The sequence below is a fragment of the Leclercia sp. UBA5076 genome (genome assembly GCF_002416465.1).
In the GTDB taxonomy this organism is placed as follows: Bacteria; Pseudomonadota; Gammaproteobacteria; order Enterobacterales; family Enterobacteriaceae; genus Enterobacter.
On sequence record NZ_DIAO01000023.1, the window covers coordinates 109,396 to 129,804 of the forward strand.

A 20,409-nucleotide genomic window follows, 5' to 3' on the forward strand; every position below is an offset into this window, starting at 1 on the left:
TGAGGAAGAGAGCATGACCCGAATTGTTGCAGTAACCGCATGTCCATCTGGCGTAGCGCATACCTACATGGCTGCGGAAGCGCTTGAAAGCGCGGCGAAAGCGAAAGGCTGGGAAGTCAAAGTCGAAACGCAGGGCTCGATTGGTCTGGAGAATGAGCTTACAGCCGAAGAGATCGCCGCGGCGGATATGGTCATTCTGACCAAAGACATCGGCATCAAATTTGAAGAGCGCTTCACTGGAAAAACCATCGTGCGCGTCAACATCAGCGACGCGGTAAAACGCGCCGAAGCGATCATGAACAAAATTGATGCGCATCTGGCGCAAACTGCCTGATCTCCACCCGCCCTGAGGGGCGGGAGTGTTTTCCTCTACCGGAGTGTCCTCATGACGAACCGTATCCAACGCCTGAAAGACGCGCTATTTGCTCACCCACGAGAGATTTCGCTCGAACGCGCAGTGCTTTACACCGCCAGTCATCAACAAACGGAAGGTGAACCGGTAATGATACGCCGGGCGAAAGCGACGGCGTATATTCTTGACCACGTAGAAATTGCGATTCGTGATGAGGAGTTGATTGCCGGTAACCGCACGGTGAAACCGCGCGCCGGGATTATGTCTCCGGAAATGGATCCCTACTGGCTGCTGAAAGAGCTGGATCAATTCCCCACCCGCCCTCAGGACCGTTTTGAAATCAGCGAGCAGGATAAGCAAACCTATCGCGAACAACTTTATCCCTACTGGGAAAAACGTTCGATGAAAGACTTCATCAACAGCCAGATGACGGATGAGGTAAAAGCCGCCGTTGGCACCCAAATATTCAGTATTAACCAGACGGATAAAGGCCAGGGCCACATTATCATCGACTATCCGCGCTTGTTGAATAACGGTTTGGGCGCCTTAGTGGCCCAGATGCGCGCGCACTGCGCGCAAGATCCACAAAACATCTTCTACCAGGCCGTCTTGTTGCTGCTTGAAGCCTCCCAACGCCACATTTTGCGTTATGCGTTGCTGGCGGATCAGATGGCGGCAAACTGCCCGGATGCCGCGCGTCGTCAGGAGCTACTGACCATCGCTGAGATCTCGCGGCATAACGCGCAGCATAAGCCGCAGACCTTCTGGCAGGCGTGTCAGCTGTTCTGGTATATGAACATTATTTTGCAGTATGAATCGAACGCCAGTTCGCTCTCCATTGGTCGCTTCGACCAATATATGCTGCCGTTCTACCAGGCTTCGCTCACCCAGGGCGAAGACGCCGCGTTCCTCAAAGAGCTGCTGGAATCGCTCTGGGTAAAATGTAATGACGTGGTGCTGCTACGCTCCACCAGTAGCGCCCGCTATTTCGCCGGGTTTCCGACCGGTTATACCGCGCTGTTAGGCGGCCTGACCGAAAATGGCCGCAGCGCGGTGAACGTATTGTCATTTCTCTGTCTGGACGCCTACCAGAGCGTTCAGCTACCGCAACCCAATCTTGGCGTACGCGTCAACGAGCTGATCGACAGGCCCTTCCTGCTGAAAACGGCAGAGACTATCCGCCTCGGTACCGGCATCCCACAGATTTTTAACGATGAAGTGGTGGTGCCCGCATTCCTTAATCGTGGCGTGTCGCTGGAAGATGCCAGGGATTACGCCGTTGTTGGCTGCGTTGAGCTTTCTATACCGGGCAAAACTTACGGTTTACACGATATCGCCATGTTTAACCTGCTGAAAGTCATGGAAATCGCCATGCAGGAGAACGAAGGTAATGCCGGGTTGACCTATGAAGAATTGCTCGACGATATTCGCCACAAAATAAACCATTACATTGCCCTGATGGTTGAAGGGAGCAATATCTGCGATATCGGGCATCGGGACTGGGCGCCAGTGCCGCTGCTCTCCTCCTTTATCAGCGATTGCCTGGACAACGGAAAAGAGATCACCGACGGCGGCGCCCGCTATAACTTCTCCGGTGTGCAGGGCATTGGGATCGCCAACCTGAGCGACTCGCTACATGCATTAAAAGGGATGGTGTTTGAGCAGCAGCGCTTAAGTTTTGATGAGCTACTGGCACTATTGAAAGCCAATTTTGCCACTCCGGAAGGAGAAAAAATCCGGGCGCGTCTGATCAACCGCTTCGATAAATATGGCAATGATATCGACGAAGTTGACAATATTAGTGCGGAACTGCTACGCCATTATTGCAAAGAGGTCGAAAAATATCGCAATCCAAGAGGTGGGCAATTCACGCCGGGCTCTTATACGGTGTCGGCGCACGTCCCGCTAGGTGCCGTAGTGGGAGCTACGCCAGATGGTCGGCTGGCAGGGGAGCAGCTCGCGGATGGCGGTCTCTCACCGATGCTCGGTCAGGATATGCAGGGGCCTACGGCGGTGCTGAAATCCGTCAGTAAGCTGGATAATTATCTGCTCTCCAATGGCACTTTGCTCAACGTGAAATTTACTCCGGCGACGCTTGAGGGCGATGCCGGGCTGCAAAAGCTGGCCGATTTCCTGCGCGCGTTTACCCAGCTCAAACTACAGCACGTTCAGTTCAACGTGGTGAATGGAGATACGCTGCGTGAAGCCCAGTTGCGCCCACAGGATTTTGCCGGGTTGGTGGTCAGGGTTGCCGGATACAGCGCCTTCTTTGTCGAGTTGTCGAAGGAGATCCAGGATGACATTATCCGCCGCACCGCGCATCAGCTGTGAGGTCATTGAGACACGCGCGCCTGTGGCGCGCATCTTCAATATCCAGCGTTACTCCCTGAATGACGGGCGCGGCATACGTACCGTGGTCTTCTTTAAAGGGTGCCCGCATACCTGTCCGTGGTGCGCCAACCCTGAATCGATGTCGCCAAAAATCGAAACCGTACGCCGGGAGAGTAAATGCCTGCACTGCGCGCCCTGTTTACGCGATGCCGATGAGTGCCCTTCGGGGGCGTTTGAGCGGATCGGCCGGGATGTGACGCTCGACGAGCTGGAACAGGAGGTGATGAAAGACGATGTTTTCTTTCGCGCTTCCGGCGGTGGTGTCACGCTGTCAGGCGGAGAAGTACTGATGCAGGCGCCTTTCGCCACACAATTTTTGCAACGTTTGCGCCGTTATGGCGTGCATACCGCAATCGAGACGGCGGGTGATGCGCCGTTGTCGCGTTTGCTGCCGCTGGCGCAGCAGTGCGATGAAGTGCTGTTCGACCTGAAGATCATGGAACCAGAGCAGGCGCGGGCTATCGTGAATATGAATTTGCCCCGTGTGTTACAGAACTTGCGCAGCCTGGCGGCAGAAGGGGTCAATGTCATCCCCCGGGTTCCGCTTATTCCGGGCTACACACTGCACAGGACCAACATCACGCGCGTGCTGGAATTTCTGATACCCTCAGGGATACGGCAGCTGCATTTACTGCCTTTTCATCAATATGGCGAACCAAAATACCGTCTGCTAGGGCAAACATGGTTAATGCGTGATGTGGCCGCGCCGGATGCGAATGAGATTGCCGCCATACGCCTGCTGGCAGAACGTGCAGGTTTTCAGGTAACCGTGGGAGGTTAACAATGTCAGTCATGACGGGAAGACAACTGGTGGCGGTAACAGCCTGCGTGAGCGGCGTGGCGCACACCTACATGGCAGCCGAGCGTCTGGAAAAACTTTGTCAGCAAGAGAACTGGGCTGTCCGTATCGAAACCCAGGGGGCGTTAGGGATTGAAAACGAGCTGACAGAAGAGGATATCCATCGTGCCGATCTGGCACTGTTAATCACCGATATTGAACTGGCGGGTAGCGAACGCTTTGAATATTGCCGTTATGTGAAATGTGGTATCAACGCCTTTCTGCGCGAGCCGCACAAGGTAATGAGCGCCGTGCGGAAGTTGTTAACCGCCCCTCAGCACACGCAGGTTAATCTGACTTAACGGCCTTACCGGTCAACTGGCTATGATACTGGCGACGATACTCTGACGGGGAACGTTCCGTGTTCTTACGAAACAGCCGACAAAAATAGTTGCTGTCGACAAATCCGCAGGCGTGCGCCACCTCTTTCACTTTCAGATCATAGCCCTTAAGTAACTGACGCGCGTGTTCAAGACGGATATGCGTCAGGTATTCATTAAAGCCCACCGCACCGGTTTTTTGAAAAAGATGCGACAGGTAGTTGGGTGAGATATAAAACGCCTGGGCTACGGATTCCCGGGTAAGCGGCGAAGCGTAATTATCATCGATGTGGCTGCGAATAGCGTCGAACAGCGCCTGGCTGCGCGATGCCGTCTGGATCTGGCTGCCAAGCAGGTCGTTGCAATGACTCAGCAGACTGGCGACGACCAGGCGCGCGGTCTGCTGCTCCTGCGGCTGCATCTGCATTTCGTGCAGCGTTTGCAGCAGAAAAGAACCAATGCGCGGCCCGCGCCGGGCAACATGTTGTTTAGCCAGATTGCGGTGCATGACGCCATCCCATTGCAGGACGCTAAAACCGAGCTGCTGTTTGCCGAAGAGGATACTCAAGGTTGTCGCAGGCTGTTGCCAGTGAGGGAAATTCCATCCGCCCGCGGGTATATACAGGATGTCGTACTGCTGTAACGCCGGTGCGGCGCTCTCCTCAACGACGCCCTCCAGGATAATTTCAAGGCGTGGGAAATCAACCTGTAATGCAAGGGCAGGGGCCGGAGAAGGTGAGCTGGCAAAATGAACATGACCCAGCCGCACAGGGCTACCAATTAATTCTGCCAGTATGTGACTGATATCTGGCTGCATAATTTACCTTCTCCCGTTGCAACAAAGCCAAAACCTTACCTGTAAGCATAAAAAAAGGCCACACATAGTGTGGCCTGATTACATCAGGTTTACGCTTAGCCGGTGTTACGCATCCCCGCCGCAACGCCTGCGATGGTGACCATCAGCGCTTGTTCCACGCGCGGATCTGGCTCCTGACCCTCTTCTTCCGCTTTACGTGAACGATACAGCAGCTCTGCCTGCAGAACGTTCAGCGGGTCGGTGTAGATGTTACGCAGCTGGATAGACTCCGCAATCCACGGCAGATCGGCCATCAGGTGGGAATCGTTGGCGATAGCCAGCACCACTTTGATGTCGCCTTCCAGCAGCTCGCGCAGCTCTTTACCCAGCTTCCACAGCTCGGGTTTCACCAGGCGCTGGTCGTAGTATTCCGCCAGCCACAGGTCGACTTTGGAGAAGACCATCTCCAGCATGCCCAGACGGGTGGAGAAGAACGGCCAGTCGCGGCACATGGTCTCCAGTTCGCTCTGCTTGCCATCGTCCACCACCTTTTGCAGCGCGGCACCGGCACCCAGCCAGGCCGGGAGCATCAGGCGGTTTTGCGTCCACGCGAAGATCCATGGGATGGCACGCAGGGACTCTACGCCACCGGTCGGGCGACGCTTGGCCGGACGGGAGCCGAGCGGCAGTTTACCCAGCTCCTGCTCCGGTGTAGCCGAGCGGAAGTAAGGGACGAAATCTTTGTTTTCACGCACGTAGCCGCGGTACAGATCGCAGGAGATATCTGACAGCTCGTCCATAATATGGCACCAGGCTTCTTTCGGCTCCGGCGGCGGCAGCAGGTTGGCTTCCAGAATGGCGCTGGTGTAGAGCGACAGGCTGCTGATGGTCACTTCCGGCAGGCCGTACTTGAAGCGGATCATCTCGCCCTGTTCGGTCACACGCAGACCGCCTTTCAGGCTGCCCGGCGGCTGGGAAAGCAGCGCCGCATGCGCTGGCGCACCGCCACGACCGATAGAGCCGCCGCGACCGTGGAACAGGGTCAGTTCAATACCGGCTTTCTCGCAGGTCTTGATCAGTGCGTCCTGCGCCTGATACTGCGCCCAGGATGCTGCCATTACGCCCGCGTCTTTTGCGGAGTCGGAATAGCCAATCATCACCATCTGTTTGCCCTGAATAAAGCCGCGATACCAGTCAATATTTAGCAACTGGGTCATCACGTCGTTAGCGTTGTTCAGGTCATCAAGGGTTTCGAACAGCGGTGCCACCGGCAGCGCATAGTCGATGCCCGCTTCTTTCAGTAGCAGATGAACACCCAGCACGTCGGATGGGGTCTTCGCCATGGAGATCACATAGGCGGCCACCGATCCTTTCGGCGCATCAACGATCGCTTTGCAGGTGTTGAGCACTTCGCGGGTTTCGTTGCTTGGCTCCCAGTTGCGCGGCAGCAGCGGACGTTTGGAGTTCAGCTCGCGGATCAGGAAGGCCTGTTTGTCAGCTTCAGACCAGCTTTCATAGTCGCCAATGCCAAGGTAGCGGGTCAGCTCGCCCAGCGCTTCGGTGTGACGGGTGCTCTCCTGACGCACGTCGATACGTACCAGCGGCACACCAAAACACTTCACGCGGCGCAGGGTGTCGAGCAGTTCGCCGTTGGCGATAATGCCCATACCGCAGGCCTGCAGCGATTTATAGCAGGCATACAGCGGATCCCAGAGCTGCTCGTTTTGGCTCAGCAGTCCTTCCGGCTTCGGCAGACGCTGGCCTTTCAGGCGGGCTTCCAGCCAGGCCTGCGTTGCCAGCAACTGGCCGCGCAGTTTTTTCATCAGATAACGGTACGGCTCGCTGGCACCCTCTTCGCCGGCCAGCTCGCGCAGTTCCGGCGTGGCTTCAACCATCGACAGCTCAGAGATGAGCACCTGAATATCTTTCAGGAACAGGTCTGTGGCTTTCCAGCGGCTCAGCAGCAGTACGTGGCGGGTGATGTCGGCAGTCACATTCGGGTTGCCGTCGCGGTCGCCGCCCATCCAGGAGGTGAAGCGTACCGGCACAAAATCCACCGGCAGGCGGTAGCCGAGGTTCTCTTCCAGCTGCTCGTTCAGCTCGCGCAGGTAGTTTGGCACCCCTTCCCACAGGCTGTTTTCCACCACCGCAAAGCCCCATTTGGCTTCGTCAACCGGGCTTGGACGGTGCTTACGAATTTCATCGGTATGCCAGGACTGGGCAATCAGCTGGCGCAGACGGCGCATCAGCTGGTTACGTTCGTAATCAGCGATCTCTTTGTTATCCAGCTGCTTCAGGCAGTTATTCACTTCCACCATTTTGTGGATCAGGGTACGACGGGTGATCTCGGTCGGGTGGGCGGTGAGCACCAGCTCCAGCGACAGGGACTCGACGGCCTTTTTGATGGTGGCTTCGTTAAGATCGGGTTGGTCCTTGAGTTTTCTGAGCGTGCGGGCAATCACTTCCGGGTTGCTGGCCCCTTCGCCATTCGGCGAAATGCTGTGGTACTGCTCGGCGGTGTTTGCCAGGTTCAGGAACTGGCTGAAGGCTCGGGCAACAGGGAGCAGTTCGTCGTTGGAGAGGTTCTGCAGCGTGGTGAGCAGCTCCTGACGATTGGCTTCGTTACCCGCGCGGGAAGATTTGGACAGCTTACGGATTGTTTCAACGCGATCGAGAATGTTCTCGCCCAACGCATCCTTGATGGTATCTCCCAGCACCTTGCCGAGCATACTGACATTACTACGCAACGCGGAATATTGTTCGTTCATAAAAACCCAGTCACCCCATCATTTTTGTTTATGCCCGTAAAGCCATCTCGCGGACATTATTTTGTCATCTCCCTTTATAAAGCCACGTAAAACCCCCGTCGTCAATTGCTGCGAAAACGGTTCAGCAAACGAATAAATAGGGGCAATTTACGAAATTTAATTCGCTTTGCGTCAGATAAGAGATGCTTATGAGAATGTGACGAAGATCATGAGATTTTTCCCCTCTCGCGAAAGAGGGGAACAGTCATTAATGCCAGCAGAAGTGATGCACAACCTGAGCGATCAGTTCGCGGGTTGGCTTGATAAAGCGGGTTTCCAGGTACTCATCCGGCTGATGGGCCTGGTTAATAGAGCCTGGGCCAAGCACCAGGGTCGGGCAGAGGGTCTGAATAAACGGCGCTTCGGTGCAGTAGTTCACCACGTCGGTTTTCTCGCCGAGCAGTTTTTCCACCACTTCCACCAGCTGATGGTCCGGCGGGCACTCGTAACCCGGGATTGGCGGATGCAGCTCAGAGACCGTCAGGCGACCCGGCCAGCGCTCGCTCACCGGGGCCAACGCTTCGTTCAGCAAGCCGTCGAGGTCGTTCAGGGTCATGCCCGGCAGCGGGCGAATATCCATATGCAGTTCACAGCAGGCGCAGATACGGTTAGAGGCATCACCACCGTGCAGGCTGCCGAGGTTCAGCGTCGGGTAAGGGACCGTGAAGGCATCGTAGTGATACCGCTCCTTCAGGTCGTCGCGCAGCGTCATGATGCGGCCAATGGCGTCGTGCATCAGTTCAATAGCGTTAACGCCGCGCGCCGGATCGCTGGAGTGGCCGGACTGGCCCAGCACGCGCACCGCCGTAGAGATATGGCCTTTATGCGCGCGAATCGGTTGCAGGGATGTCGGCTCGCCGATGATGGCGCAATCCGGGCGAATCGCCGTGTTTTCCGAGAAGTAGCGTGCCCCGGCCATGCTGGTCTCTTCGTCGGCGGTAGCCAGAATATAGAGCGGCTTTTTCAGTTTTGTCACGTCGACGTCACGCAGCGCGTCGAGGATAAAGGCGAAGAAGCCTTTCATGTCAGCAGTGCCCAGCCCGTAGAGCTTGTTGTCGTGCTCGGTCAGGGTGAAGGGATCGCGCGTCCAGCGTCCGTCATCAAACGGCACGGTGTCGGTATGCCCTGCCAGCAGCAGGCCGCCCGCACCCTGGCCAGTACTGGCGAGCAGGTTAAATTTGTTACGGGTTCCCGGCACCGGCTGAACCTCCACCTTAAACCCGAGATCGCTGAACCAGCCTGCCAGCAGATTGATTAAAGTCTCATTACTCTGATCCAGCGCTTCTTCCGTTGCGCTGATGGACGGCGTGGCAATCAGGGCGCGGTAGATCTCGATAAATGGCGGTAAATTCATTTTCATTGTTGACACACCTTAGGTCGTGATAGTATCAATATTCATGCAATAAATGTGAATAAAAATACATTAACGTTGAGCATAAAGGAACCCGATGTTGAATACGCTGATTGTAGGCGCTAGCGGTTATGCGGGCGCAGAGCTTGTAAGCTACGTGAATCGCCATCCTCATATGACCATAACCGCTTTGACTGTCTCAGCGCAAAGCAATGATGCAGGAAAGTTAATTTCCGATTTACATCCGCAGCTTAAAGGGATTGTCGATCTACCATTGCAGCCAATGTCGGATATCAGCGAATTTACCGACGGCGTGGACGTGGTCTTTTTAGCCACCGCTCACGAAGTCAGCCACGACCTGGCGCCGCAGTTCCTGGCAGCGGGTTGCGTGGTGTTCGATCTCTCCGGTGCGTTCCGCGTGAACGACGCCGCGTTCTATGAAAAATACTACGGTTTCACCCATCAACACCCGGACCTGCTTGAAAAGGCAGTCTACGGTCTGGCGGAGTGGAGCGCAGATAAACTGAAAGAAGCGAACCTGATTGCCGTACCGGGTTGCTACCCGACGGCGGCGCAGCTCTCCCTGAAGCCGTTGATCGACGCGGGTCTGCTGGATCTGAACCAGTGGCCGGTGATCAACGCCACCAGCGGCGTGAGCGGGGCAGGACGCAAAGCGGCTATCTCCAACAGCTTCTGTGAAGTGAGCCTGCAACCGTATGGCGTGTTTAACCATCGCCACCACCCGGAAATTACTACCCATCTGGGCGCGGAGGTGATTTTCACGCCGCACCTGGGCAGTTTCCCGCGTGGGATCCTCGAAACTATCACCTGCCGCCTGAAGCCTGGCGTGACCAAAGAGCAGGTGAGCGAGGCTTTTACCCAGGCGTATGCGGATAAACCGCTGGTGCGTCTCTATGACAAAGGCGTGCCCGCGCTGAAAAATGTGGTCGGCCTGCCGTTCTGCGACATCGGTTTTGCCGTGCAGGGCGAGCACCTGATTGTGGTGGCCGCAGAAGATAACTTACTGAAAGGCGCTGCCGCCCAGGCAATGCAGTGCGCAAATATTCGTTTTGGCTATGCTGAAACGCAGTCTCTTATTTAAGGTGTGATGATGAACCCATTAATTATCAAGCTTGGTGGTGTACTGCTGGACAGCGAAGAGGCGCTGGAGCGTCTGTTTACCGCGCTGGTCAACTATCGCGAATCACATCAACGCCCGCTGGTGATTGTTCACGGCGGCGGCTGTGTGGTCGATGAGTTAATGAAAGGCCTGAACCTGCCGGTGAAAAAGAAAAACGGCCTGCGCGTGACGCCTGCCGATCAGATCGACATCATTACCGGTGCGCTGGCGGGTACGGCAAACAAAACCCTGCTGGCTTGGGCGAAGAAACACCATATCGCCTCTGTCGGGCTCTACCTGGGCGATGGCGACAGCGTTAAGGTGACCCAGCTCGATGAAGAGCTTGGCCACGTTGGCCTGGCCCAGCCGGGTTCGCCAAAACTGATCAATACGCTGCTGGAAGGCGGTTTCCTGCCGGTGGTGAGCTCTATCGGGGTGACCGAAGAGGGGCAACTGATGAACGTCAACGCTGACCAGGCGGCAACCGCCCTGGCGGCAACGCTGGGCGCAGACCTGATCCTGCTCTCCGACGTGAGCGGCATTCTGGACGGCAAAGGCCAGCGCATTGCGGAGATGACCGCGGCAAAAGCCGAGCAGCTGATTGATCAGGGCATTATTACTGACGGCATGATTGTCAAAGTGAACGCCGCGCTGGATGCGGCGCGCACGTTGGGCCGTCCGGTGGATATCGCCTCCTGGCGTCACGCGGAGCAGCTTCCGGCGCTGTTTAACGGCACGCCGATTGGCACGCGTATTCTAGCGTAAGTTTTTAATGAATGACCGTAGGCCGGGTAAGCGCAGCGCCACCCGGCAGAACTAACGAATAAAGGAACGATGTTATGGCACTTTGGGGTGGGCGTTTTACACAGGCAGCGGATCAACGGTTCAAACAGTTCAACGACTCTTTGCGCTTCGACTACCGCCTGGCCGAACAGGATATCGTCGGCTCTGTGGCCTGGTCCAAAGCGCTGGTCACCGTTGGCGTGCTGACCGCAGACGAACAGTTGCAGCTGGAAGAGGCGCTGAACAATCTGCTGGAAGAGGTGCGTCTTAACCCGCAGCAAATCCTTGAAAGCGATGCCGAAGATATTCACAGCTGGGTGGAAGGCAAACTGATCGACAAAGTCGGCCAACTGGGTAAAAAGCTGCACACTGGCCGTAGCCGTAACGACCAGGTCGCAACCGATCTGAAGCTGTGGTGTAAAGAGACCGTGGCGGAACTGCTGGCGGCTAACCGTCAGTTGCAGAGCGCGCTGGTGGAGACCGCGCAGAATAACCAGGATGCGGTGATGCCGGGGTATACCCACCTGCAGCGTGCGCAGCCTGTCACCTTTGCTCATTGGTCGTTGGCCTATGTCGAGATGCTGGCGCGCGATGAAAGCCGTCTGCAGGACACCTTAAAGCGTCTGGACGTGAGCCCGCTGGGCAGCGGCGCGCTGGCCGGCACCGCCTATGAAATCGACCGCGAACAGCTGGCGGGCTGGCTGGGCTTTGCCTCTGCGACCCGTAACAGCCTGGACAGTGTATCCGACCGTGACCACGTGCTGGAGCTGCTCTCCAACGCCTCTATCGGCATGGTCCATCTGTCGCGCTTCGCCGAAGATCTGATCTTCTTCAACTCCGGTGAAGCCGGATTTGTTGAGCTGTCTGATCGCGTGACCTCCGGCTCTTCCCTCATGCCGCAGAAGAAAAACCCGGATGCGCTGGAGCTGATCCGCGGTAAGTGTGGCCGTGTGCAGGGTGCACTGACCGGGATGATGATGACCCTGAAAGGTCTGCCGCTGGCCTACAACAAAGATATGCAGGAAGACAAAGAAGGGCTGTTCGACGCGCTCGACACCTGGCTGGACTGTCTGCATATGGCGGCCCTGGTGCTGGACGGCATTCAGGTGAAACGCCCGCGCTGCCAGGAAGCGGCCCAGCAGGGCTATGCCAACTCCACCGAGCTGGCGGACTATCTTGTGGCGAAAGGCGTTCCGTTCCGTGAAGCGCACCATATTGTCGGTGAAGCGGTCGTGGAAGCGATTCGTCAGGGCAAAGCGCTGGAAGATCTCCCGCTTGCCGATCTGCAAAAATTCAGTAACGTGATTGGCGACGATGTCTACCCGATCCTGGCGTTGCAGTCTTGTCTGGACAAGCGTGCCGCAAAAGGCGGCGTGTCGCCGAAGCAGGTGGCACAGGCCATTGCGGATGCGAAAACCCGTCTGGTGTAATGCCTGATATGTCGGATGGCGGCTTCGCCTTATCCGACCTACAAACCAAAGCCCAACCCTGTGTTGGGCTTTTTTACGCAAAAAAAAAGCGGACCACGGGGTCCGCAAAAGTTCACGTTGGCTTTAGTTGTGCGAGTTTTGAGAGAAACTCGTAAGACGGGACAGGACTTCAAGGGTAATCGGTGCCGCCTCGTCTCTGTGATGCATTATTCAACAGAATGCTTGATAGGGATAATCGTTCGTTGCTATGCTATCTATCGCCATGAACTATCGTGGCGACGGAGGATGAATAATGAATATTCGTGATCTTGAATACCTGGTGGCGTTAGCCGAACACCGCCATTTTCGCCGCGCGGCAGACTCCTGCCACGTCAGCCAGCCTACCCTTAGCGGTCAGATTCGTAAGCTGGAAGACGAGCTTGGCGTGATGCTGCTGGAGCGCACCAGTCGTAAAGTGCTGTTCACCCAGGCAGGCCTTCTGCTGGTGGATCAGGCGCGCACCGTGTTGCGCGAGGTCAAAGTGCTCAAGGAAATGGCAAGCCAGCAGGGGGAGACAATGTCCGGCCCGCTGCATATTGGCCTGATCCCAACCGTTGGCCCATACCTGCTGCCGCATATTATTCCTATGCTGCATCAGACGTTCCCTAAACTCGAAATGTACCTGCATGAAGCGCAAACCCATCAGCTGCTGGCGCAGTTAGATAGCGGTAAGCTCGACTGCGCCATTCTGGCGCTGGTCAAAGAGAGCGAAGCCTTTATCGAAGTGCCGCTGTTTGATGAGCCGATGATGCTGGCGATCTATGAAGATCATCCATGGGCGAGCCGCGATCGCGTGCCGATGGCCGATCTGGCCGGTGAAAAGCTGCTGATGCTGGAAGATGGTCACTGTCTGCGCGATCAGGCGATGGGCTTCTGTTTTGAAGCCGGTGCCGATGAAGATACCCACTTCCGCGCAACCAGCCTGGAAACGCTGCGTAACATGGTGGCGGCAGGAAGCGGTATTACGCTGCTGCCTGCGCTGGCCGTGCCGCGCGAACATAAGCGTGATGGCGTGGTCTATCTGCCATGCATCAAGCCGGAGCCGCGGCGTACCATTGGCCTGGTTTATCGTCCGGGTTCACCGCTGCGCAGCCGCTATGAGCAGCTGGCGGAGGCCATCCGTGGTGCAATGGATGGCCATTTCGACAGCACCTTAAAACAGGCGGTTTAAGCCGTTCAGCGCCGCTACCCGATAGGCTTCCGCCATGGTCGGGTAGTTAAAGGTGGTATTAACAAAGTATTCGATGGTGTTACCGCCACCTTTTTGCTCCATGATCGCCTGGCCGATATGGATGATTTCCGCCGCACGTTCACCGAAGCAGTGAATGCCGAGGATCTCTTTCGTCTCGCGATGGAACAAAATCTTCAGCGTACCGACGCTCATTCCCACGATTTGCGCCCGCGCCAGATGTTTAAACTGGGCACGACCCACTTCGTAAGGCACCTTCATGGCCGTCAGCTGCTGCTCGGTTTTCCCTACAGAACTGATCTCCGGAATGGTGTAAATGCCCGTCGGGATATCTTCGATCAGGTGTGCTGTCGCTTCGCCTTTCACCAGCGCCTGAGCCGCAATGCGCCCTTGGTCATACGCCGCTGACGCCAGGCTTGGATAACCAATCACATCCCCGACGGCATAGATATGTGGCAGGGCGGTCTGGTACATGCTGTTCACCTTGATCTGCCCGCGGCTGTCGGTGGTCAGACCGATGTTTTCCAGCGCCAGCGAATCGGTGTTACCTGTACGGCCATTGGCATACAGCAGGCAGTCGGCTTTCAGCTTTTTACCCGATTTCAGGTGCATGATGACGCCATCATCACAGCCTTCAATCTTCTCGTACTCTTCGTTGTGACGAATCACCACGCCGCTGTTCCAGAAGTGATACGAGAGCGAGTCAGACATCTCCTGATCGAGGAAGGCCAGCAGACGATCGCGGGTGTTAATCAGGTCGACCTTCACGTTCATACCGCGGAAGATAGAGGCATATTCACAGCCGATCACCCCGGCGCCGTAGATGAGTACGTGGCGCGGCTCATGGTGCAGGCTCAGAATGGAGTCGCTGTCGTACACGCGCGGGTGAGAGAAATCGACATCAGCCGGGCGATACGGGCGTGAGCCGCAGGCGATCACAAATTTCTCTGCGGTGATGGTTTCAACAGAACCGTCATGGCACTCCAGCGCCAGCGTATGTTCATCCACAAAATGCGCGCTGCCCTGCAGAATTTCGCAGTGGTTGCGCTCATAAAAACCCTGGCGCATGCGCGTCTGCTGATTAATCACGTTATCCGCGTGATTCAGAATATCGGCAAAGGAGGAACGAAGAAGACGGGAGTGATCGCTGTAAAGAGGGTTCTGGTTAAATTCAATAATGCGGCTGACGGCGTGGCGGAGGGCTTTGGAAGGGATAGTGCCCCAGTGGGTACAGCCGCCGCCAACGTTATGGTAGCGCTCAATAACCGCTACTCTGGCTCCCTGTTTAACCAGTCCCATAGCAGCGCCTTCGCCGCCGGGGCCGGAACCAATAACAATTGCGTCGTAATCGTAGGAATGTGACATGGTAAGGCTTACCTGTTCTTATACATAAAAGCAACAGAATAGTAACATCATTGACAGGATAACCCAATTATCGTTGTGCTCTTTTCGCGCGGTGGAGCACAAACAACATGTAAACCTTCATTCTGTAAGCCAGGTAATCCGATTAATTTTATTCTCTGGTATAGTGCCTGCGGGCCTTTGGAAGGATTCAACTATCGTGATGGGCGTAAGAGCACAACAAAAAGAGAAAACCCGGCGTTCGCTGGTAGAGGCTGCATTCAGTCAACTGAGTGCTGAGCGAAGTTTTGCCAGTCTGAGCCTGCGCGAGGTCGCACGCGAAGCCGGGATTGCGCCTACCTCTTTCTATCGTCATTTCCGTGACGTGGATGAACTGGGTCTGACCATGGTGGATGAGAGCGGGCTGATGCTGCGCCAGCTAATGCGCCAGGCGCGTCAGCGTATCGCCAAAGGGGGGAGCGTGATCCGCACCTCTGTTTCCACTTTTATGGAGTTTATCGGCAATAATCCCAACGCGTTTCGTTTATTGTTACGGGAACGCTCAGGCACCTCGGCCGCGTTTCGTGCCGCCGTGGCCCGCGAGATTCAGCATTTTATTGCGGAACTTGCCGACTATCTTGAACTCGAAAACCATATGCCGCGCGCCTTCACTGAGGCGCAGGCCGAGGCGATGGTAACAATAGTCTTCAGTGCGGGCGCCGAAGCACTGGATGTGAGCGTTGAACAACGCAAGCAACTCGAAGAGCGACTGGTATTGCAACTGCGGATGATCTCTAAAGGGGCTTATTACTGGTATCGCCGTGAACAAGAAAAACTGGCGCATCAATCCGATGAGTGAAAGGTGAGTAATGAAACAGACAGGACAGGATAAAGGAACATTATTGCTGGCATTGATCGCTGGCTTATCCATTAACGGTACGTTCGCAGCGCTTTTTAGCTCTATTGTACCGTTCTCGGTTTTCCCGATGATCTCTCTGGTGCTGACGGTGTACTGTCTGCATCAGCGTTATCAGAATCGCACCATGCCGGTGGGGTTACCGGCATTGTCGGCGGCGTTCTTTGTGCTGGGCGTCCTGCTGTATAGCACCGTGGTGCGCGCAGAGTATCCGGACATTGGCTCTAACTTCCTGCCGGCTGTGCTGTCAGTGGCGCTGGTGTTCTGGATTGGCATTAAAATGCGTAACCGTAAGCAGCAGCTGCCAGAGTAATCATCTTGCTGTTCTGTAGGGCAGGTAAGCGCAGCGCCACCTGCCAAAAAGCGCCGGATGGCGCTTCGTTTATCCGGCCTATGCGTTTTTAGCCGTCAGTAGCACCCCGCACTCCATATGGTGCGTGTACGGGAACTGATCGAACAGAGCCAGACGTTCAACCTTGTGCGTCTGGCTTAATGTTTCCAGGTTCTGGCACAAGGTCTCCGGATTACAGGAGATATACAAAATACGCGGGTACGCCTGCACCATCTTCTCCGTTTCGCTGTCCAGCCCACTACGTGGCGGGTCGACGAAAATGGTCTCACACTGGTAGCTCTTCAGATCGATCCCCTGCAGACGATTAAAGTCCCTTACGCCCTTCATCGCCTGAGTAAACTCTTCCGCCGACATGCGAATGATCTGCACATTATCAATATGGTTCGCTGCAATGTTGTATTGCGCGGCGGCGACCGACGGCTTGGCGATTTCGGTGGCCAGTACGCGGTCGAAGTTACGCGCCAGCGCCAGCGAGAAGTTGCCGTTACCGCAGTACAGCTCCAGCAGATCCCCGGTTGCGCCCTCGGTGGCGTTCAGCGCCCACTCCAGCATCTGCACGTTCATGGCAGCGTTCGGCTGCGTAAAGCTGTTCTCCACCTGGCGGTAGATCATCTCTTTCCCCGCCACCTGCAGGCGCTCGTCTATATAGTCCTGATCCAGCGCGATTTTGGTTTTGGTCGCGCGGCCAATCAGATGCACATTGATGTTCTGCGCGCGCAGCGCATCACGCAGGGCTTCTGCGGCCTGGCGCCACTCGTCGTTCAACGCCTTATGGTACAGCAGCGAGACGATGGCCTGATTGCTTTGGGTGGTCAGGTAGTCAATCTGGAAGAGCTTATGGCGCAGCAGCGGATTATTGCGCACGCCATCCATCATCAGCGTCATCAACTGGTTAATCAGCTCGCTGGCCGCCGGGAAACTGTCCACGCGGATCCGGCTTTTGGTCTGCTGATCGAAAATGATGTGGTACAGGTCGTCACCGTCGTGCCAGATGCGGAATTCGGCACGCATACGATAGTGGCTAACCGGGGAGCGGAACACCTCAGGCGCAGGCGCAGCAAAAGGCGTCATCATACTTTGCAGACGGACGACTTTCTCTGCCAGTTGCGCGTCGTACTGTTCTGTCGGGAGGTGTTCTGGGGTCATGATGCTTCCTGTTGATGATGAATTACGCGGGGATTGTAGGGATTGTACAGGGGATGTCCAGCCTTAATGGTCAACGGCAGTCTGGACATCTATACGTGTCTAAATGTAGCATTATGTTTCCGGTCTCTTATGAGTGAAAAGGGAATCCAGTGCAAATCTGGAGCTGACGCGCAGCGGTAAAGACTGGCGGGATGAGTTAACAGACACTGTGAAAATGGGAAGTCTACATCCACTAAACGCCACCTAGCCCGAAGACCTGCCGGGATCACGTCGCATTTGGTTTCATCATCGCGTGCTATCGATGAGGCCTGCGGCATCCTTCTTATATTGTGGATGCTTTTACAATGATTAAAAAAGTATCGCTGTTGACGGCGCTTTCCGTCACGGCATTTTCGGGCTGGGCGCAGGATGGCGCAGACTCGTTGGTGGTGACGGCAAACCGTGTTGCACAACCTGCAAATACCGTTCTGGCTCCGAGTTCTGTCGTTACCCGGGAAGATATCGAGCGTTGGCAGGCTAAAAGCGTCGTTGAAGTGATGTCGCGCTTACCGGGCGTTGATATCGCCCAAAGCGGTGGAATAGGTGCCACCTCTTCTACCTTTATTCGCGGCACGGAATCCCGCCATGTGCTGGTGCTGATTGATGGCATTCCACTGAATAACGCCGGGATCAGTAATTCACCGGATCTCAGCCAAATCCCCGTTTCGCTTATTCAGCGTGTTGAATACATCCGTGGCCCGCGTTCGGCCCTGTATGGTTCAGATGCGATTGGCGGCGTGATTAACATCATTACGGGTCGGGACACGCCAGGGGCGGAAATCACCGCCAGCGTCGGCTCGAAAGGCTATCAATCCTATGATGGTTCCTTCCAGCAGGTGCTGGATAAAACCAAAATTACCCTGGGCGGTAACTATACCTATACCCGCGGCTTTGATATTGATGCGGCGGATGCGCCACGCCAGCCCGACCGTGACGGTTTTATGAGTAAGTCGCTGTTTGGCTCGGTTGAGCAGCAATTCACTGACAGCCTGAGCGGTTTCGTGCGTGGCCTCGGCTATGACAACCGTACGGCGTATGACGGCTATGAGCATTATGACAACAACTTTATGGTCGATGGCCTGCCTGATACCCGTCAGCTTTACAGCCAGAACTGGGACACCGGCCTGCGCTATCACCAGGGGATTTACCAGACACAGCTGGTGACCGGTTACGGTCGCAGTAAAGACCAGAACTACGATCCGAGCAAAGGCCGCTATGCTTCCTCTGCTACCATGGATGACGTTAAGCAGTACACGGCCCAGTGGATGAACACCGTCACGGTGGGCCACGGCAATATCGGCGCCGGTCTGGACTGGCAGAAGCAAAAAACCCAGGCGGGAACGGGTTATCTGGATAAAGGCTATGAGCAGCGCAACACTGGGGTATTCCTGTCCGCCCTGCAGCAGTTCGATAGCGTGACCCTGGAAGCGGCCGCGCGTAATGATGACAACTCTAACTTTGGTAACCATAACACCTGGCAGACCAGCGCCGGATGGGAGTTCATTGACGGTTATCGCATCATCGCGTCCTACGGCACCGCCTATAAAGCACCGACCATGAGCCAAATCCACAGTGCGAGCTACGGCAACCCGGATCTGAAACCGGAAGAGAGCAAGCAGTGGGAAGGCGGTTTCGAGGGGCTGACCGGCCCGGTGACCTGGCGTGTATCGGGTTATCGTAACGATATCGACAACCTGATCAGCAGCGACCCGCGTACGTTCCGCTACTACAACGTTGATAAAGCACGTATCAAAGGTATTGAAGCCACGGCGCAGTTTGATACTGGCCCGGTAGGCCATCAGATTTCTTATGACTACGTGGATCCGCGCAATGCCAAAACGAACGAAGTGCTTGCCCGCCGTTCGAAGCAGCAGGTGAAGTATCAGCTGGATACGCAGGTGTGGGATCTCGACTGGAATCTGGCCTACCGCTACCTGGGTACCCGTTATGATGTAGCGTACGATCCTGATACGTTCACCTCAGAGCGAGTGAAAATGGGTGGGGTAAGTTTGTGGGATCTCGCTGTTTCATATCCTGTCACCTCTCACCTTACAGTTCGTGGTAAAATAGCCAACCTGTTCGATAAAGACTACGAGACAGTTTATGGCTACGAAACTGCAGGACGGGAATACACCTTGTCTGGCAGCTACACCTTCTGACCCACGTCCCACCGTACTGGTGTTTGACTCCGGTGTCGGTGGGCTTTCAGTCTATGATGAGATTCGGCAACTTCTGCCGGATCTTCATTACATCTATGCCTTCGATAACGTGGCTTTCCCCTACGGGGAAAAGAGCGAAGCGTTTATTGTTGAACGCGTCGTTGAGATCGTTACCGCTGTGCAACAGCAGTATCCCCTCGCACTGGCGGTGATTGCCTGCAACACCGCCAGTACGGTCTCCCTCCCGGCACTACGCGAAAAGTTCCCGTTCCCGGTTGTGGGCGTGGTGCCGGCGATCAAACCTGCTGCGCGCCTGACGGCAAATGGCGTGGTGGGGCTTCTGGCAACGCGCGGTACGGTTAAGCGGCCTTATACCCGCGAACTGATCGAACGCTTCGCAAATGAATGCCAGATTGCGATGTTAGGTTCTGCCGAGCTGGTTGAGATGGCGGAAGCTAAACTGCACGGCAAAGCGGTCTCGCTGGAAGAGCTGCGCCGTATTCTGCGTCCATGGCTGCGGATGGCGGAGCCGCCGGATACGGTGGTGCTGGGTTGCACGCATTTCCCTTTGCTACAGGAAGAGCTGCTGGCCGTACTTCCGGAAGGCACCCGGCTGGTGGATTCAGGGGCAGCGATTGCCCGTCGCACAGCGTGGCTACTTGAACATGAAGCGCCAGACGCAAAATCTGCCGACGCAAATATCGCTTATTGCATGGCATTGACCGCTGAGACTGAGCAACTTTTACCCGTTTTACATCGTTATGGCTTCGAAACGCTCGAAAAACTAGCGGTGTAGCACGTTTTTGCGCAAAAAAAAGACAGTTGAAAAGTTTTTTTAAATTAGCTCTTGTCAGCGCCGGAGAACTCCCTATAATGCGCCTCCACTGACACGGAACAACGGCACGCAAGCCGCCGGGTCAGCGGGGTTCAGCGATGAATACCCGGCAGAGGAAAGCTCGAAATAATTGCTTGACTCTTAATGAGGAAAACGTAATATACGGGACCTCGCAACGGTGAGCGAAAGCCGAGTTGGCATGCCC

The 20,409-nt window shown here is 55.7% G+C and carries 17 protein-coding genes and 1 riboswitch; of the genes, 12 read left to right on the plus strand and 5 right to left on the minus strand.

Features of this window, described 5'->3' with window-relative positions:
- The first annotated feature begins 13 nt into the window (after positions 1-13).
- From B3X29_RS22455 to B3X29_RS22470, 4 genes are read left to right on the plus strand one after another with little or no spacing between them, the layout of a single operon-like run.
- Positions 14-334 carry a PTS fructose-like transporter subunit IIB gene (locus B3X29_RS22455; protein ID WP_103177492.1) on the plus strand — a complete coding sequence of 107 codons (321 nt, stop codon included), beginning with the start codon at positions 14-16 and terminating at the stop codon, positions 332-334.
- A gap of 51 nt (positions 335-385) precedes the next feature.
- Positions 386-2,683 (plus strand): formate C-acetyltransferase, encoded by a 2,298-nt coding sequence (locus B3X29_RS22460; RefSeq protein WP_159340311.1) that lies wholly within the window; start codon positions 386-388, stop codon positions 2,681-2,683.
- Positions 2,649-3,524, plus strand: a complete 876-nt coding sequence (locus B3X29_RS22465; RefSeq protein WP_159340312.1) for a [formate-C-acetyltransferase]-activating enzyme — start codon at positions 2,649-2,651, stop codon at positions 3,522-3,524. Before B3X29_RS22460 ends, B3X29_RS22465 begins: the two co-directional genes overlap by 35 nt.
- A gap of 11 nt (positions 3,525-3,535) precedes the next feature.
- Complete coding sequence (locus B3X29_RS22470; protein WP_371816563.1) at positions 3,536-3,883, plus strand: PTS fructose-like transporter subunit IIB; 348 nt, start codon at positions 3,536-3,538, stop codon at positions 3,881-3,883.
- On the opposite strand, the gene B3X29_RS22475 is transcribed toward B3X29_RS22470, so the two are convergent.
- The 3 genes from B3X29_RS22475 to argE all read right to left on the minus strand — a co-directional run bounded on the left by B3X29_RS22475 (position 3,870) and on the right by argE (position 8,864).
- Positions 3,870-4,718: a helix-turn-helix transcriptional regulator gene (locus B3X29_RS22475; protein ID WP_159340313.1), complete on the minus strand. Its 849-nt coding sequence runs from the start codon at positions 4,716-4,718 to the stop codon at positions 3,870-3,872. The genes B3X29_RS22470 and B3X29_RS22475 overlap by 14 nt on opposite strands.
- Positions 4,719-4,813: 95 nt before the next feature.
- Positions 4,814-7,465 (minus strand): phosphoenolpyruvate carboxylase, encoded by a 2,652-nt coding sequence (ppc, locus tag B3X29_RS22480; RefSeq protein ID WP_103177487.1) that lies wholly within the window; start codon positions 7,463-7,465, stop codon positions 4,814-4,816.
- 247 nt (positions 7,466-7,712) lie between these two features.
- Complete coding sequence (gene argE / locus B3X29_RS22485) at positions 7,713-8,864, minus strand: acetylornithine deacetylase (RefSeq protein WP_103177486.1); 1,152 nt, start codon at positions 8,862-8,864, stop codon at positions 7,713-7,715.
- Between the two features lie 88 nt (positions 8,865-8,952).
- On the opposite strand from argE, the gene argC reads away from it, so the two are divergent.
- From argC to oxyR, 4 genes are all read left to right on the plus strand, one after another.
- On the plus strand, positions 8,953-9,957 hold the full coding sequence (gene argC / locus B3X29_RS22490; RefSeq protein ID WP_159340314.1) for an N-acetyl-gamma-glutamyl-phosphate reductase: 1,005 nt from the start codon (positions 8,953-8,955) through the stop codon (positions 9,955-9,957).
- Between the two features lie 6 nt (positions 9,958-9,963).
- A complete protein-coding gene (argB, locus tag B3X29_RS22495; protein ID WP_103177484.1) occupies positions 9,964-10,740 on the plus strand; it encodes an acetylglutamate kinase in 777 nt (258 codons plus the stop codon).
- Between the two features lie 74 nt (positions 10,741-10,814).
- Positions 10,815-12,188, plus strand: coding sequence for an argininosuccinate lyase (argH, locus tag B3X29_RS22500; RefSeq protein WP_103177483.1), 1,374 nt, complete (start codon positions 10,815-10,817; stop codon positions 12,186-12,188).
- 292 nt (positions 12,189-12,480) lie between these two features.
- Complete coding sequence (oxyR, locus tag B3X29_RS22505) at positions 12,481-13,398, plus strand: DNA-binding transcriptional regulator OxyR (RefSeq protein WP_103177482.1); 918 nt, start codon at positions 12,481-12,483, stop codon at positions 13,396-13,398.
- Here the strand turns inward: oxyR and sthA are convergent.
- Positions 13,381-14,781 carry a Si-specific NAD(P)(+) transhydrogenase gene (gene sthA / locus B3X29_RS22510; protein WP_103177481.1) on the minus strand — a complete coding sequence of 467 codons (1,401 nt, stop codon included), beginning with the start codon at positions 14,779-14,781 and terminating at the stop codon, positions 13,381-13,383. The two genes, oxyR and sthA, sit on opposite strands and share 18 nt — an antisense overlap.
- A gap of 196 nt (positions 14,782-14,977) precedes the next feature.
- On the opposite strand from sthA, the gene fabR reads away from it, so the two are divergent.
- Positions 14,978-15,616: an HTH-type transcriptional repressor FabR gene (gene fabR, locus B3X29_RS22515; protein ID WP_032615233.1), complete on the plus strand. Its 639-nt coding sequence runs from the start codon at positions 14,978-14,980 to the stop codon at positions 15,614-15,616.
- Between the two features lie 10 nt (positions 15,617-15,626).
- Complete coding sequence (locus B3X29_RS22520; RefSeq protein ID WP_103177480.1) at positions 15,627-15,986, plus strand: YijD family membrane protein; 360 nt, start codon at positions 15,627-15,629, stop codon at positions 15,984-15,986.
- Between the two features lie 78 nt (positions 15,987-16,064).
- On the opposite strand, the gene trmA is transcribed toward B3X29_RS22520, so the two are convergent.
- Positions 16,065-17,171 carry a tRNA (uridine(54)-C5)-methyltransferase TrmA gene (gene trmA / locus B3X29_RS22525; protein ID WP_156655366.1) on the minus strand — a complete coding sequence of 369 codons (1,107 nt, stop codon included), beginning with the start codon at positions 17,169-17,171 and terminating at the stop codon, positions 16,065-16,067.
- Between the two features lie 103 nt (positions 17,172-17,274).
- Positions 17,275-17,449: riboswitch (cobalamin riboswitch) on the plus strand.
- A 66-nt stretch (positions 17,450-17,515) separates the two neighbouring features.
- On the opposite strand from trmA, the gene btuB reads away from it, so the two are divergent.
- Together btuB and murI are read left to right on the plus strand one after the other, a co-directional pair.
- Positions 17,516-19,369, plus strand: coding sequence for a TonB-dependent vitamin B12 receptor BtuB (gene btuB / locus B3X29_RS22530; protein ID WP_159340315.1), 1,854 nt, complete (start codon positions 17,516-17,518; stop codon positions 19,367-19,369).
- Positions 19,314-20,165, plus strand: coding sequence for a glutamate racemase (gene murI / locus B3X29_RS22535; protein ID WP_103177477.1), 852 nt, complete (start codon positions 19,314-19,316; stop codon positions 20,163-20,165). Before btuB ends, murI begins: the two co-directional genes overlap by 56 nt.
- Positions 20,166-20,409: the final 244 nt, after the last annotated feature.